Origin of the sequence: Ensifer sp. LC11 (assembly GCF_001695835.1) — a bacterium.
Taxonomy (GTDB): Bacteria; Pseudomonadota; Alphaproteobacteria; order Rhizobiales; family Rhizobiaceae; genus Ensifer.
Genome location: NZ_MBSO01000017.1, coordinates 52,695 through 67,105, shown reverse-complemented (window position 1 = coordinate 67,105; position 14,411 = coordinate 52,695). Strand labels below are relative to the sequence as shown.

Annotated in this window: 15 protein-coding genes; 14 read left to right on the top strand and 1 reads right to left on the bottom strand. The window is 63.0% G+C overall.

Annotated elements, in window-relative coordinates:
• Positions 1-82 precede the first annotated feature (82 nt).
• From pmtA to BBX50_RS30485, 6 genes are all read left to right on the top strand, one after another.
• Positions 83-685, top strand: coding sequence for a phospholipid N-methyltransferase PmtA (pmtA, locus tag BBX50_RS14010; protein ID WP_083213679.1), 603 nt, complete (start codon positions 83-85; stop codon positions 683-685).
• Positions 686-689: 4 nt separating this feature from the next.
• Positions 690-1,283: a histidine phosphatase family protein gene (locus BBX50_RS14005; protein ID WP_065775937.1), complete on the top strand. Its 594-nt coding sequence runs from the start codon at positions 690-692 to the stop codon at positions 1,281-1,283.
• Positions 1,280-1,984: an orotidine-5'-phosphate decarboxylase gene (pyrF, locus tag BBX50_RS14000; protein WP_065775936.1), complete on the top strand. Its 705-nt coding sequence runs from the start codon at positions 1,280-1,282 to the stop codon at positions 1,982-1,984. The genes BBX50_RS14005 and pyrF overlap by 4 nt, the downstream gene beginning before the upstream one ends.
• A 116-nt stretch (positions 1,985-2,100) precedes the next feature.
• Entirely contained in the window at positions 2,101-2,388 is a 288-nt protein-coding gene (locus BBX50_RS13995; protein WP_065775935.1) for a DUF1330 domain-containing protein, read from the top strand.
• A gap of 120 nt (positions 2,389-2,508) precedes the next feature.
• Complete coding sequence (locus BBX50_RS13990; RefSeq protein WP_065775934.1) at positions 2,509-3,489, top strand: complex I NDUFA9 subunit family protein; 981 nt, start codon at positions 2,509-2,511, stop codon at positions 3,487-3,489.
• Between the two features lie 234 nt (positions 3,490-3,723).
• Positions 3,724-3,885: a hypothetical protein gene (locus tag BBX50_RS30485; RefSeq protein ID WP_104662576.1), complete on the top strand. Its 162-nt coding sequence runs from the start codon at positions 3,724-3,726 to the stop codon at positions 3,883-3,885.
• 220 nt (positions 3,886-4,105) lie between these two features.
• Here the strand turns inward: BBX50_RS30485 and BBX50_RS13985 are convergent, their stop codons facing one another.
• A complete protein-coding gene (locus BBX50_RS13985; protein ID WP_065775933.1) occupies positions 4,106-4,912 on the bottom strand; it encodes an undecaprenyl-diphosphate phosphatase in 807 nt (268 codons plus the stop codon).
• 162 nt (positions 4,913-5,074) lie between these two features.
• Between BBX50_RS13985 and BBX50_RS13980 the strand changes: the two genes are divergently transcribed.
• The 8 genes from BBX50_RS13980 to BBX50_RS13945 all read left to right on the top strand — a co-directional run bounded on the left by BBX50_RS13980 (position 5,075) and on the right by BBX50_RS13945 (position 14,236).
• Entirely contained in the window at positions 5,075-5,767 is a 693-nt protein-coding gene (locus tag BBX50_RS13980; RefSeq protein WP_065775932.1) for a glutathione S-transferase family protein, read from the top strand.
• Positions 5,768-5,777: 10 nt separating this feature from the next.
• The gene (gene queG, locus BBX50_RS13975) at positions 5,778-6,950 is read left to right on the top strand and encodes a tRNA epoxyqueuosine(34) reductase QueG (RefSeq protein WP_139108322.1); all 1,173 of its coding nucleotides are present in this window, start codon (positions 5,778-5,780) and stop codon (positions 6,948-6,950) included.
• Positions 6,938-7,813: an SDR family oxidoreductase gene (locus tag BBX50_RS13970; RefSeq protein WP_065775930.1), complete on the top strand. Its 876-nt coding sequence runs from the start codon at positions 6,938-6,940 to the stop codon at positions 7,811-7,813. Before queG ends, BBX50_RS13970 begins: the two co-directional genes overlap by 13 nt.
• 459 nt (positions 7,814-8,272) lie before the next feature.
• A complete protein-coding gene (locus tag BBX50_RS13965; protein WP_065775929.1) occupies positions 8,273-8,647 on the top strand; it encodes a septal ring lytic transglycosylase RlpA family protein in 375 nt (124 codons plus the stop codon).
• A 137-nt stretch (positions 8,648-8,784) separates the two neighbouring features.
• Positions 8,785-10,074, top strand: coding sequence for an RsmB/NOP family class I SAM-dependent RNA methyltransferase (locus tag BBX50_RS13960; protein WP_065775928.1), 1,290 nt, complete (start codon positions 8,785-8,787; stop codon positions 10,072-10,074).
• A gap of 191 nt (positions 10,075-10,265) precedes the next feature.
• Positions 10,266-11,546, top strand: a complete 1,281-nt coding sequence (locus BBX50_RS13955; protein ID WP_065775927.1) for an imelysin family protein — start codon at positions 10,266-10,268, stop codon at positions 11,544-11,546.
• Between the two features lie 48 nt (positions 11,547-11,594).
• The gene (locus tag BBX50_RS13950; RefSeq protein WP_065775926.1) at positions 11,595-13,124 is read left to right on the top strand and encodes a di-heme oxidoredictase family protein; all 1,530 of its coding nucleotides are present in this window, start codon (positions 11,595-11,597) and stop codon (positions 13,122-13,124) included.
• Positions 13,124-14,236 (top strand): imelysin family protein, encoded by a 1,113-nt coding sequence (locus BBX50_RS13945; protein ID WP_065775925.1) that lies wholly within the window; start codon positions 13,124-13,126, stop codon positions 14,234-14,236. Before BBX50_RS13950 ends, BBX50_RS13945 begins: the two co-directional genes overlap by 1 nt.
• Positions 14,237-14,411 lie beyond the last annotated feature (175 nt).

The following is a 14,411-nucleotide window of genomic DNA, read 5'->3' as shown; positions in this document are numbered from 1 at the left end:
CGCCGCAGCCGGCTCGAATCAGCGAGCGCGGATCTTAGCGGGCGGCCCGAATGAGGAGAGGACAACGGTTTTGAGGGGCTCAATGAATTTGCGCGTGAAGGTGAAGGAACGGCTCGGACGGAAGTTCGACGAGGAGATCCGCTTTTTCAAGGGATGGATGAGCAATGCCAAGGCCGTCGGTGCGATCCTGCCGACATCCTCCATCACCGCGCGCCGGATGGCGAGCGTCATCAACCCCGCCTCGGGCCTGCCGGTCCTTGAGCTTGGTCCCGGCACCGGCGTCATCACCAAGGCGATCCTGGAGCGTGGGCTTGAACCGTCCAGTCTCGTGTCGATCGAGTATTCGACCGATTTCTACAATCAGCTCAAGACCAACTTTAACGGCGTCAATTTCATCAACGGCGACGCCTTCGATCTGCAGCATACGCTCGGCGCATTGAAGGACCAGACCTTCGACAGCGTCGTTTCCGCCGTCCCGCTTTTGAACTTCCCGATGCACCGGCGGGTCGAACTGATCGACGATCTCCTGTCGCGCATTCCGGCCGGCCGGCCGGTCGTCCAGATTTCCTACGGGCCGCTTTCACCCGTCGTCGCCATGCCCGATCGCTACAGCATCCAGCACCTCGACTTCGTCGTGCGCAATATTCCGCCGGCGCAGCTCTGGGTCTATCGCCGGGCGCACTGATAGAATGTTCGGCATCTATGTTGCCCACCCGCAGGTCCGGATCGATCCGGACGTGCCTGTTCCCCAATGGGGACTGTCGGCGATTGGCCGCGAGCGGGCGACACTGACCGCATCGTTGCCCTGGGTGCGTTCGCTCGGGCGGGTCATTTCGAGCGACGAAACCAAGGCGATCGAGACGGCGCAACTCCTGGCCGACGCGGCCGGCGTAACGGTCGAGGTCCATCACGACATGGGCGAGAATGATCGCTCGGCGACTGGCTTTCTGCCGCCACCGGAGTTCGAGAAGGCGGCTGACTGGTTCTTCGCCAATCCCACCCAGAGCTTCAAGGGCTGGGAACGGGCGGTCGATGCTCAGGCCCGGATTACGGAGGCAGTCTTCCGCACGCTCGACCAGCACGATCCGAAGACCCCGATCGCTTTCGTCGGCCACGGCGGCGTCGGTACCCTGCTCAAATGCCGGCTGCTCGGCGCGCCGATCTCGCGCGCTGCCGACCAGAAGGGTGGCGGCGGCGGCAATGTGTTCGCTTTCCACCTTGCGGATCGGACCGTCGCATGCGACTGGACCGCGATGGAACACTGGCAGGGGATCTCGACATGACCGAAAGCGCGCGTGACAGACTGATCGTAGGCCTCGACCTTCCGACGATCGCTGACGCCGAGAGGATCGTGTCGACGCTCGGGAACGATGTCTCCTTCTACAAGATCGGCTACCAGCTGGTCTTTGCCGGCGGACTGGAATTCGCCCGCGACCTTGCCGGAAGCGGCAAGAAGGTCTTCCTCGACATGAAGCTCTTGGACATCGACAACACGGTCGCCAAGGGCGTCGAGAACATCGTCAAGATGGGCATGTCGATGCTGACCCTGCACGCCTATCCGAAAGCGATGAAGGCGGCCGTCGAGGCCGCCAAGGGCTCCGACTTGTGCCTGCTCGGCGTCACCGTGCTCACCTCGATGGACGAGCAGGACGTGATCGATGCCGGCTACGAATACGACCCGCATACGCTGGTGCTGCGGCGGGCCGAACAGGCGCGCATAGCCGGCATGGGCGGCATCGTCTGCTCGGCGGAGGAATCCGCCGCAGTCCGCAAGATCATCGGCCCGGATATGGCACTGGTGACACCGGGCATCCGCCCGGCCGGTGCCGACAAGGGTGACCAGAAGCGGGTGATGACGCCTTCCGAGGCGCTCAAGGCCGGATCCAGCCATCTCGTCGTCGCGCGCCCTATCGTCGCAGCCGCCGAACCGCTTGCTGCCGCCCGCGACATACTTGCGGAAATGAACGGCGCGCTTGCCCGCTGATACGGGCAGCACTCCGGATATCTTGGCACCCTGTGCCGATCCGCTTGACCTCAACCAAAATTTGCCGGAAGTAACACTCCCGTCGGTCTTGATTGGCGAATGACGAGGAGGTCACCATGGCCAAGGGATACTGGATCGCACGGGTCGATGTCCGCGACCCCGAGCGCTACAAGGACTACGTGGCGGCTGCAAAGCCGGCCTTCGAGAAATACGGCGCGAATTTTCTGGCGCGCGGCGGCGAGTATCAGCGACTGGAAGGGAATGTCCGCGCACGCAACGTCGTCATCGAGTTTCCGTCGCTGCAGGCGGCGGTCGACTGTTACAACTCGCCCGAATACCAGATTGCCGCCGCCATCCGCCAAGAGGTCGCAGACGCGGAAATGGTGGTCGTCGAAGGCGTCTGACCGGCAGACGACACAACCTGCCTGCTGCTTGGCAAGCCGCGTGGATTGGCCTTCACCTCTCGCGGCACTTCAGCTATGTAGCAATCAATTCTTCCCTCTGCGATCAGGAGTGCCTATCCCATGACCTTGTCCAACCTTCCGCCGCTGGTGACGATTTTCGGCGGATCCGGGTTCGTCGGCCGTCATGTGGTGCGCGCGCTCGCAAAGCGCGGCTATCGCATTCGCGTCGCCGTTCGTCGCCCTGATCTTGCCGGCCACCTGCAGCCGCTCGGCAATGTCGGACAGATCTCCTTCGTCCAGGCGAACCTGCGTTACCGCAAGTCGGTCGACCGCGCCGTCGAAGGCTCCGACCACGTCATCAACTGCGTTGGCGTGCTGTTTGAAAGCGGCCGCAACACCTTCGACGCCGTCCAGGATTTTGGCGCCCGCGCGGTGGCGGAAGCTGCGCGCGGCGTCGGCGCGACACTGACGCACATCTCGGCGATCGGCGCGGACGCTTCTTCGCCGTCGGCCTATGCCCGCAGCAAGGGCCGCGCCGAGGCGGCCATCCTGCAAACGATGCCCGAAGCCATTATCCTGCGTCCGTCGATTGTGTTCGGACCGGAAGACGGCTTCTTCAACAAGTTCGCCGAGATGGCGCGGTTCTCGCCGGTGCTGCCGCTGATCGGCGGCGGCCACACCAAGTTCCAGCCCGTCTACGTCACCGACGTCGCCGAAGCAGTGGCGCGCGCTGTCGACGGCAAGATCGCCAAGGGCAAGATCTATGAACTCGGCGGCCCGGATGTCTTGAGCTTCCGCGACTGTCTCGAGATCATGCTGAATACGATCGATCGCAAGCGCACGCTCGTCTCATTGCCCTTCGGCATCGCGTCCTTCATCGGCAGCGTCGCGTCCATGGTCCCCTTCATCACGCCGCCACTCACCGCCGACCAGGTGGTGTTGCTGAAATCCGACAATGTCGTCTCGGCAAAGGCGGATTCTGAAGGACGCACGCTTGCCGGTATCGGCATCGATGCGACGATGCTGGAGCCGATCCTGCCGACCTATCTGGTGCGCTACCGCCCGCAGGGCCAGTACACCCGCAGCGGACGCTCCTCCTGACTTCTGCAGATCATCGCCTTTCTACGAACGGTCGCCGGAACCACTGGCGGCCGTTTTCTGTTGTATTGCGGTAACAGCGTTGCAGTTCTGCCTCAGTTGCAAAAGCGAATGGCATTTACCGCAGATTCAACATGTCCTGATATTGATCATGACATACCCAGCGAATAAACACCGCCTCGCGCCACGATCCCAAGTACGGCGGCGGCAGCATCAATCTCGAAAGGCATAGCGTCCATGGGCAAGTCGATCGCAATCTTTTTTGCGTGTGCGGCACTGATCATTCTGGCTGGCTCATTCATCGCGCCGAACACGGTCGCGAGCAGCGGCAAGGATTGCGCGCCGGCCTATGGCGTCGATCCGTGCACGACCGCGTCGATCGATCTTTCCGGCAACTAAGGCCGGCGCCCTTCAGGTCACGCAATTCCGGACGGAAAACCGCTTCGCACTTTTCCTGGAATTGCTTTGGAAGGGCATATTAGAGTTATTGGCGGGGGCCAGTGGCCGCGTGCGTTTCTCCTTGAGACGCACGCGGCTTTGTTTTTGGCGGACCCTTGAGCTCAAAGAAAAAGGCGCGTCGGAAACGCGCCTTCTGTCGTATTGAGCGCCTGGTTTTCGCTCAGCCGAGCAGCCAAAGGCCGATCAGGCCGGCGGTGCCGACGATGATGCGCCAGATGGCGAATGGCGTGAAACCGCGGCGCGAAACAAAATCGAGCAGCGAGCGCACGACGAAGATGCCGGCGGCGAAAGCAGCGATGAAGCCGACGGCGATCAGGGTGAAATCGTCGAAGGAAAGCGCGTCGCGGTTCTTGTAGAGGTCCAGCGTGAAGGCGCCGAGCATGGTCGGCATGGCCAGGAAGAACGAGAACTCCGCGGCCGACCGCTTGTCGGTCCCCATCAGCAGCGCGCCGGCAATGGTGGCACCCGAGCGCGACGTGCCGGGGATCATCGCCAGGCACTGGAACAGGCCAATCTTCAGCGCCAGCGACGGCGGATAGTCCATCACGTTCGTGTAGCGCGGCTGCAGCGGCAGGTGGTCGATCGCATAAAGGATGATGCCGCCGATGATCAGCACGACGCAGATCAACATCGGCGTTTCGAACAGCACCGTCTTGATGAAGTCATGGGCGATCGCGCCGATGATCGCCGCCGGCAGGAAGGCGAGCAGGACGGACACGACGAAGCGGCGCGCCTTGACGCTCGTCGGCAGCGCCAGGGCAATCGACAGAAGCTTCTGGAAATAGACCAGCAGGATCGCCAATATCGCGCCGAGCTGGATGAGGACGGCAAAGGTGTTGCCCGGCGATTTGAAGCCGAGGAAGTGGCCGGCGAGAAGGACGTGCGCCGTCGACGAGACGGGGATAAACTCCGTCAAGCCCTCGATGAGCCCGAGGACAAGCGCGCTGATGATCGATTGATCCGCCATATATGAGATTTTCCTGACGAGTTTTGGAGTGGGAGGAAAAGGCTGATTCGCTTGTGTTTGCCACCACAAATTTCTATAGCTCTAACACATGAGCCGTGGCCAGACGCTTGCGCCGCCACGCTGACGCCCCCAGCTAAAAGCCACTGAGAAGCCAGATCATCGATGCCGACACTGTACCACCACCCCATGTCCGCCGCTTCACGGTTCGTTCGCCTGATCCTTTCGGAATACGGCTATCAGACGGAACTGACGGAGGAGCAGCCGTGGGAGAACCGGCGCGACTTCCTGGCGTTGAACCCGGCCGGCACCCTACCTGTCTATGTTGACGACAGTATGAGGGCGCTCTGTGGCGCCACGATCATCTCGGAGTATCTCGACGAGACGAACGGCATCATGAAACGAGATCGCCGGCTTCTGGCCGAGGACCCGTTCCAGCGCGCAGAAATCCGCCGGCTGGTCGAGTGGTTCCTGCACAAGATGGAAGCGGATGTGACGCGCCCGCTGGTTCGCGAACGGATCTTCAAGCTGCAGATGACGCCCGACCAGGGCGGCGGCGCGCCCGACAGCAAGGTGCTGCGCACCTCCCGCGCCAACATCCGCCAGCATATGAAGTACCTGTCCTGGCTTGCCGGCTCGCGCACCTGGCTTGCGGGCGACCGGATTTCCTATGCTGATCTTGCCGCGGCCGCGACTGTATCCGTGCTCGACTATCTCGGCGAAATCGACTGGTCGGATGCCCCGACCGCCAAGGAGTGGTACCAGCGGCTGAAGTCCCGCCCCTCCTTCCGCCCGCTGCTTGCCGAGCGCGTCCGCGGCGTGACCCCGGTTCCGCACTATGCGGATCTCGACTTCTGAGGCGAAAACCGTGCCCGGCATCGTTGCCAAGGCTGACATTGGGGATCGACGGCGGCTGAAGCTGACGGAGTTCCTGAAGGCCGAGGCGGCCGACAAGGGCTTCGACCTCTGTCGCGTCACCCGGCCCGACGCCATTCCGCAAGCTCCGGCCCGGCTCAGGGACTTTCTCGACGAAGGCTTCCACGGCACCATGGACTGGATGGCCGAGACCGCCGAGCGGCGCTCGGACCCGCGCGTGCTCTGGAGCGACGTACGCTCGGTCGTCATGTTCGCGATGAACTACGGCCCGGACGACGATCCGCGCGGCATCCTTCAGCAGACCGACCGCGGCGCGATCTCGGTCTACGCCCAGAACCGTGACTATCACGACATCATCAAGGGCAAGCTGAAGGAAGTCGCGACCCGTTTTGCCGCCCGCGCCGGCGAGGACGTCAAGGTATTCGTCGACACGGCGCCCGTCATGGAAAAGCCGCTGGCGGAACAGGCCGGCCTCGGTTGGCAGGGAAAACATACCAATCTGGTCAGCCGGGAATTCGGCTCCTGGCTGTTTCTCGGCAGCCTGTTCACGACGGCGGACCTCGTCGTCGACGAGCCCGAGCGCGACCATTGCGGCTCCTGCCGCGCCTGCCTCGACGCCTGCCCGACCGGCGCGTTCCCTGCTCCCTATCAGATCGACGCGCGGCGCTGCATTTCCTATCTGACGATCGAGCACAAGGGTTCGATCGATCCGGAACTTCGCCCGCTGATCGGCAACCGCATCTACGGGTGCGACGACTGTCTCGCCGCCTGCCCCTGGAACAAGTTCGCGCAGACGGCCTCCGAGATGAAGCTGAAGGCGCGCGACGATCTGAAGGCGCCTTCGCTCCAGACCTTGCTCGATCTCGATGACCCGACCTTCCGCAGCCTGTTCTCGGGCTCGCCGGTCAAGCGCATCGGCCGAGACCGTTTTGTCAGGAACGTGCTGATCGCCACGGGCAATTCCGGCGACCAAGCGCTCGTGCCCGCGGTCAAGGCGCGCATCAGCGACGCCTCGCCCGTGGTGCGGGCGATGGCTGTCTGGGCCCTGTCGCAATTGGTCGCGCCGGCAGCGCTTGCGCAAATTGCTGAACAATGCGAGCCAGAGACGGACGAAGACGTCCTCAACGAATGGCAGATGGCGGGAGTGAGCCGATGCATGTCCTGATCCTTGGCGCCGGTTATTCCGGCCTGGCAATCGCACGCGCAATGGCTCCGACAGCGACAAGCGTTGTTGGCACCACGCGCACCGCGGAGAAAACGGCAAAGCTCGAGAAGGCCGGCGTCCGTCCGATCCTCTTCGACGGCGAAACGATTTCCGACGAACTTGCCACCGCCCTCGGACGGGCGACGCACCTGATCCAGTCGATCGCACCGGGGCGCGACGGCGATCCGATGTTTCGCGCCTCAAGCCCCGACCTCGCGCGGCTGGCACCGAACCTCACGTGGATCGGTTACCTCTCGACGGTCGGCGTCTACGGTGATCATGGCGGCGCATGGGTCACCGAGGATATGCTGCGCAAGCCGGTCTCGGCCCGCTCGGTCGAGCGGGTGGAGGCGGAGGACGCCTGGATCGCCTTCGGCGCCAAACGGAACATCCCGGTCGCCGTGCTCCGACTGGCCGGCATCTACGGTCCCGGACGCAACGCCTTCTGCAACCTCGAAAACGGTACCGCCCGGCGACTCATCAAGCCCGGCCAGGTGTTCAACCGTATCCGCGTCGAGGACATCGGCGCAGCTACGCTCTACCTCGCCGACCATGGGACTGCCGGTGTCTTCAACATCACCGACAACGAACCGGCGCCGCCCCAGGACGTGGTAACCGAAGCCGCCCGGCTGATGGGCGTCGAGCCGCCACCGGAGACCCCTTTCGAACAGGCGGAACTCTCGCCCATGGCCCGCTCCTTCTATGGCGAGAACAAGCGGGTTTCGAATGCGCACATACGCGCCACCGGCTTCGAATTCGCCTATCCGGATTATCGCGTCTCGCTTGCACAGCTCTGGCAGTCCGGCACCTGGCGCGGACAGTGAAACGCAACTCCGCGCCCGCGCGATAGCATAACCCCTAGTGCCTATAGAAAACCGGCAGTCAGTTCGTCAGTAATGGCAACGGCGGCTTCACCGGAATTGTGACATTCTTGGGATATTCGTTCGATACTTGGTGAATTTTATACAACCTGTGCGTTAGTAATGAATTTTCGACCATCCGGATTCCGGAATTTTCGTCCAATTCGAAATTTTTAATGAAATTTTTCGTTTACCGGCACGCTGCGCTCACGTGCAGGCGACCTCCAACGTTCAACCGCTGATTCCAAAGACCTTCCGGGCTCCCTTTAAACTATTTCAAACGATCTTCGTTTTTGAATTTTCGTCCTTTTTTAATAAAGCCTAATAGATCGTAAATGGTTGAAGCACGTTTTCGCCATTTTTCGCCCCAATTAGCGGTTCCCAGAAGATTTTAACCAAGCATTGACCGAGGGGATCGCCAGTTTGTCGCCAGCGAAGATCAAGACTGCTGCTGCTGCAGCGCTGTTCACGGCCGCCATCGGTCTCGTTTCCGTTTCCGATAGCCATGCAGCCGGCACCGGCTGCGGCGGCGCATCCTGGTATGCGCTGACCTCCAAGACCGCTTCCGGCGAGCGTATGAATGCCGCCCGCCTGACGGCTGCCCACCGTAGCCTGAAGTTCGGCACCAAGGTTCAGGTCACCAACAAGCGCAACGGCAAGAGCGTCATCGTTCGCATCAACGATCGTGGGCCGTTCATCCGGGGCCGTGTGATCGATCTTTCCAAGGCAGCAGCCTCGCAGATCGGCATGATCCGCTCCGGGCACGCCAGCATCTGTTATCGCGTCGTCAATTCCTGAACCTGAAATAATACTGGCACCCGGCCAATCGTCGGGTGGGTTACTTGAGAAAGACCGTTCTCGGCGGTTAATCTCCTCCGCCGTCTTGCTCTTCGATGCTATCGCCGTTACCACGGCGAAAAAGGAGTTGATCGAAGATGCGTTTGGGCGGCAGGCTCGCTGGAGCCATTGAGGTTCTTGAGGATATCGAAAAGCGGAAGCGCCCGGTCGCAGACGCACTCAAGGATTGGGGCCTTTCCCACCGCTTCGCCGGGTCCGGCGACCGATCCGCGATAGGCAACATCGTCTACGACGCGCTTCGCATGAAGCTCTCCCACGCCTATCTGATGGACAGCGACAGCGCCACGGCTCTCGGCCATGCGGTGATGTACCGCCAATGGGGCTTTTCGCCCGAAACGCTGGCTGCCGAACTCGACGGCGACAAATTCGCCCCGGAAATGCCGTCGGCCGATATGGCGCAAGCTTTTGCCACGCGCCGCCTCGAAGACGCCGCCGCCCACATCCAGGGTGATATCCCCGAATGGGTCCAGGCTTCTTTTGAAGAGAACTTCTCCGACGACTGGCTCGAGGAAGCCAAGGCGTTAGCCGGCCGCCCGACGCTTGACCTGCGCGCCAATACGCTGAAGGCCTCGCGCGCCAAGGTGTTGAAGGCGCTGGAGCGCAGCGGCGCCGAGCCCGCGACGATCGCCCGCAACGGCATCCGCATCCCCGCCGGCGAAGGCGCCTCGCGCCTGCCCAACGTGACCGCCGAGCTTTCCTTCCAGAAGGGCTGGTTCGAGGTTCAGGATGAAGGCTCGCAGATCGTCGCCGACCTCGCTTTCCCGCAGGAAGGCGAGCAGGTGCTCGACTATTGCGCCGGCGGCGGCGGCAAGACGCTCGCCATGTCGGCGGCGATGAACAACAAGGGCCAGGTGCACGCCTACGACACCGACCGCAAACGCCTTGCGCCGATCATCGAGCGGCTGAAGCGCGCCGGCACCCGTAACGTACAGGTGCATGAATCGACCGACAGCCTCGCGCCGCTTGCCGGCCGCTTCGACCGCGTGCTCGTTGACGCCCCCTGCACCGGTACCGGGACCTGGCGCCGCCGCCCGGACACGAAGTGGCGGCTCAACCAGAAGAACCTTGAAGAGCGCATCTCCCAGCAGGAGGAAGCGCTTGCGAGTGCGGCACAGTTCGTCCGGCCGGGCGGTCACCTGATCTACGTCACCTGCTCGGTTCTCCCTGAGGAAAACGAAGCCCAGGTCTATGGCTTCTGCGAGGACAATCCGGAATTCGCAATCCTGTCGGCGGCCGACATCTGGGCGACCCTCTTCGGCACCGACAAGCCGCAACCCTGGTCGGCGGACATGAAGACGGTGACGCTGACGCCCGCCTCGACCGGCACCGATGGCTTCTTCTTCTGCCTGATGCAACGCAAGGGTTGATGCCAGTTTTGACAACCGTCAAAAGGCGCGCATCAGATTGAATACGTTCTAAACTATACACTTTGACACCAGTTTGCTTTTGGTTCATGAGAGGCAGGCCCGGCGGGGCCTTTTCTCATGGCCCGACGCCTGAACGACGCCGCGTTTGCGGGCTCGCTCGGCTGCGCCGAAGGAAGCAACAGGAGAGGGTCATGACCAAGAATTTCTTCCGCGGCGCCGCGCTGGCGCTCATGACGGCAACGTCGGCGCTGGCCCTGCAGCCGGCCCACGCCGCAACCGATGCCGCCGCGGTGGTAAAGCACTATGCCGCCGTGGCGCATGCCAAGTTCGAAGACGCCCTGACGACGGCGGAAGCTCTCGATAAGGCGGTTGACGCGCTGATCGCAACGCCGAGCGAGGAAACGCTGAAGGCGGCGCGCGAAGCCTGGCTCAAAGCCCGCAACCCCTATCAGGAAACCGAAGTCTATCGCTTCGGCAACGCCATCGTTGACGAGTGGGAAGGCAAGGTCAACGCCTGGCCGCTGGACGAGGGCCTGATCGACTATGTCGACCCGAGCTATGGCAGCGAGAGCGACGAGAACGCCCTCTTCACCGCCAACGTGATCGCCAACAAGACGATCAAGATCGACGGCAAGGACGTCGATGCCTCCAACATCACGCCGGAATTCCTGGCGGGTACGCTGCAGGAAGCTGGCGGCATCGAAGCGAACGTCGCGACGGGCTACCACGCGATCGAATTCCTGCTCTGGGGCCAGGACCTGAACGGCACCAAGGCTGGCGCCGGCAACCGCCCCTATACGGACTACGACACCAAGGCCTGCACCGGCGGCAATTGCGATCGCCGCGCCGCCTATCTGAAGGCTGCCACCGAGCTTCTGGTTTCCGACCTCAAGGAAATGACCGCCAACTGGACGGTAGATGGCGCCGCGACGAAGGCGGTCGAGGCTGATCCGAAGGCCGGCCTCGTCGCAATCCTCACCGGCATGGGTTCGCTCTCATACGGTGAGCTTGCAGGCGAGCGCATGAAGCTTGGCCTGCTGCTGCACGATCCGGAAGAAGAGCATGATTGCTTCTCCGACAACACGCACAACTCGCACCTGCATGACGCGATCGGCATCCAGTCGGCCTACACGGGTGAATACACCCGCGTCGACGGCACCAAGATGACCGGCCCGTCGCTCTCCGAACTCGTCGCCGCCAAGGATGCGGCACTCGACAAGGAGATGACCGGCAACCTCGCGACCACAGTCGAGAAGATGCAGGCGATGGCCAAGCGCGCGGAAACGACCGAGGCCTACGACCAGATGATCGGCGAAGGCAACGCCGAGGGCAACGCCACGGTTCAGGCTGCGATCGACGGCCTGATCGCCCAGGCCAAGACCGTGCAGCGCGTCATTGCGTCGCTGGATCTCGGCACCGTCGAACTTGAAGGTTCCGACAGCCTGGATAATCCTAACGCCGTCTTCCAATAAGCTGAAAAGGCGGGCCGCCCGGAACCGGTGCGGCCCGATCCTCCACCGATGAAACCAGGCGCTCCTCGCATTCTCGCGCTTCTTTTTGCGCAGGCGCTCTTTACCGCCCTGCCCGCCGCTGCCGGCGACGATTTTCCGATCAAACGCACCGATCTGAGCAACACCGACCGCGACCGCGTTGAGGCGATAACGCGGACGACGACCGATTTTTCCAAAGCCGAGGCTTTCGAGGCCATGTCCGGCGGTGCGGCGACGTCGATCGCGCCCGTCAATGCCGACAGCTTTTCGCAGTTCTCGGCCAACCTCACTTTCCAGGAAGAGGAAGGCTTCAAGCTCGGCAATGCGCTGTTCCGCAAGCTCTGGGTTTCCTCGCCCTCCTCCACCCAGGCCTCCGACGGGCTCGGCCCGCTCTACAACGCCCGCGCCTGCCAGAGCTGCCATCTGAAGGATGGGCGCGGCCGCCCGCCCGAAGGCGCCGCCGACACGACCTCGATGTTCTTCCGGCTGGCACGCCCACCGCGCGACGATGAGGAACGCCGGTTGGTCGAGGCGCATCAGACCGTCAACTTCCCGGATCCGGTCTATGGCGCCCAGCTTCAGGACAGCGCCGTGCCCGGGCTTGCCGCTGAGGGCCACCTGAAGATCCGCTATACCGAGGAGCCCTTCACCTTCCCCGATGGCGAGACCGCTTCGCTGCGCCGACCGATCTATTCTGTCGCCGAGCTTGCCTACGGACCGCTCGATCCGACGACGACGCTTTCGCCGCGCGTAGCCCAGCCGATGATCGGGCTTGGCCTGATCGAAGCGATCCACGAGGCGGATATTCTGGCACATGCCGACCCTGATGACGCCGACGGCGACGGCATCAGCGGCCGCCCGGCGCTGACGCGTGACGCGAAGACCGGCAAGCTGATGCTCGGGCGTTTCGGCTGGAAGGCGCAGAACGCCACCGTTCGGCAGCAGAGCGCCGACGCTTTTGCCACGGATATCGGCATCTCCTCCCCCGACGCCGATCGGCCGCATGGCGACTGCACCGCCGCCCAGGCGAAGTGCCTGACGATGGCGACCGGCGTGCAGACGCGGCTCGGCCCGACCGAGGCGCCGGACCCGGTGCTTGACCTCGTGACCTTCTATTCAGCGAACCTTGCGGTGCCGGCACGGCGCAAGGCGAGCTTTACCGATACGCTGCGCGGCAAGAAGGTCTTCTACGACCTCGGCTGCACCAGCTGCCACACGCCGAAATTCGTCACCCGTCGTGACGCCGCCAACAAGGCGCAGTCCTTCCAGCTGATCTGGCCCTATTCCGATTTCCTTTTGCACGACCTGGGCGAAGGTCTCGCCGACGGACAGCAGGTGGGGGTTGCGAGCGGCCGCGAATGGCGCACCCCGCCGCTCTGGGGCATCGGCTTGACGAAGACCGTCAGTGGGCACACTTTCCTGCTGCACGACGGACGCGCCCGCAACTTCACCGAAGCGATCCTCTGGCACGGCGGCGAAGGGCAGACGGCCCGCGACGCCTTTGCCGCCCTTGCGGCAAGCGATCGCCGCGATCTCCTTGCCTTCCTGGAGTCACTCTGATGTCCCACCTACGTTCGTTTGCCCTTGCTCTCACGCTGAGTGCCGCTGCCCTACCGGCGATGGCGCAGGAAGGAAGCGCGCTTTCCCCGCGGGTCGTCAACGAGGCCGCCGTGCCGACCGTCATGGCCAAGGCCGTCGACGCCTTCATCATCCCCGGCTACCGCAACCTGTCGCAGAAGACTGCGGCCGCGACGGAAGCGACCACCAAGCTCTGCCAGGCGCCCTCGGGACCCGCATTGGAAAACGCTCAAGGCGCGTTTTCCGATCTGGTCGGCGCCTGGTCGGCGATCGAGGTGGTGAGGCTCGGTCCAGCGCTCGAGCAGAACCGCTTCGAACGCTTCCTCTTCTACCCCGACCGCAAGAGCACGGGCCTCAAGCAGGTGCAGGCGATCCTTTCGAAAAAGGACGACGGCGCCACGGATGTGGCAAAGCTCAAGGGCAAGAGCGTCGCCGCGCAGGGGCTCGGCGCACTCGAATACGTGCTTTACGGCACGGGCTCAGAGGTGCTTTCGGGCAAGGACGGCGATTTCCGCTGCCGCTATGGCCTGGCGATTACAAGGAACCTCGACGACATCGCCAACGAATTCCTGGCTGCATGGCAGAAGCCGGACGGCATCCAGGCCGCCTGGAAACATCCGGGCCCCGACAATCCCGAGTTCCGCGACAATCGCGAGGCGGCCACCGAACTGCTCGGCATTCTCGTGCATGGCGTCGAGACGGTGAAGGATCAGCGGCTGAAGCCGTTCTACGAAGGCAGGGACGACAAGGGACGTCCGAAGCTGGCGATCTACTGGCGCTCCGGCAACACCATGGCGTCGATCGCCGGCAATGTGCGGGGGCTGAAGACGCTGTTCGACGTCGCCGACATGCAAAGCCTGCTGCCGGAAGACAGCCGCTCGGTCGCGGGCTCTGCCGATTTCGTCTTCAAGTCGGTGATCGGCATGGCCGGCAACATCGACGGGCCGATCGACGCGGCACTTACGGACAAGGACAAGCGCGCGAAACTCGCTTTCCTCTCGCTCAACACCAACGACCTGCTCGACCGGTTGAACAAGGATTTCGGCGGCGCGATCGGGCTTGGCGCCGGCTTCTCGTTTGCCGACGGCGACTGACAAAAACAGCCCTTCGGACCGGGTGTTGACAATCACGGCTTTTGGGCGCAAAGCGCTTCCCGTGTCCGCTCTCGTGGGCACGTTTCACCACAAGGACCAACTCACTATGAACCCCGACAGTCGAAGTCGAGCCTTCACGCTCACGACCGTCCGGTCCTGATTGATCAGGGCTTCA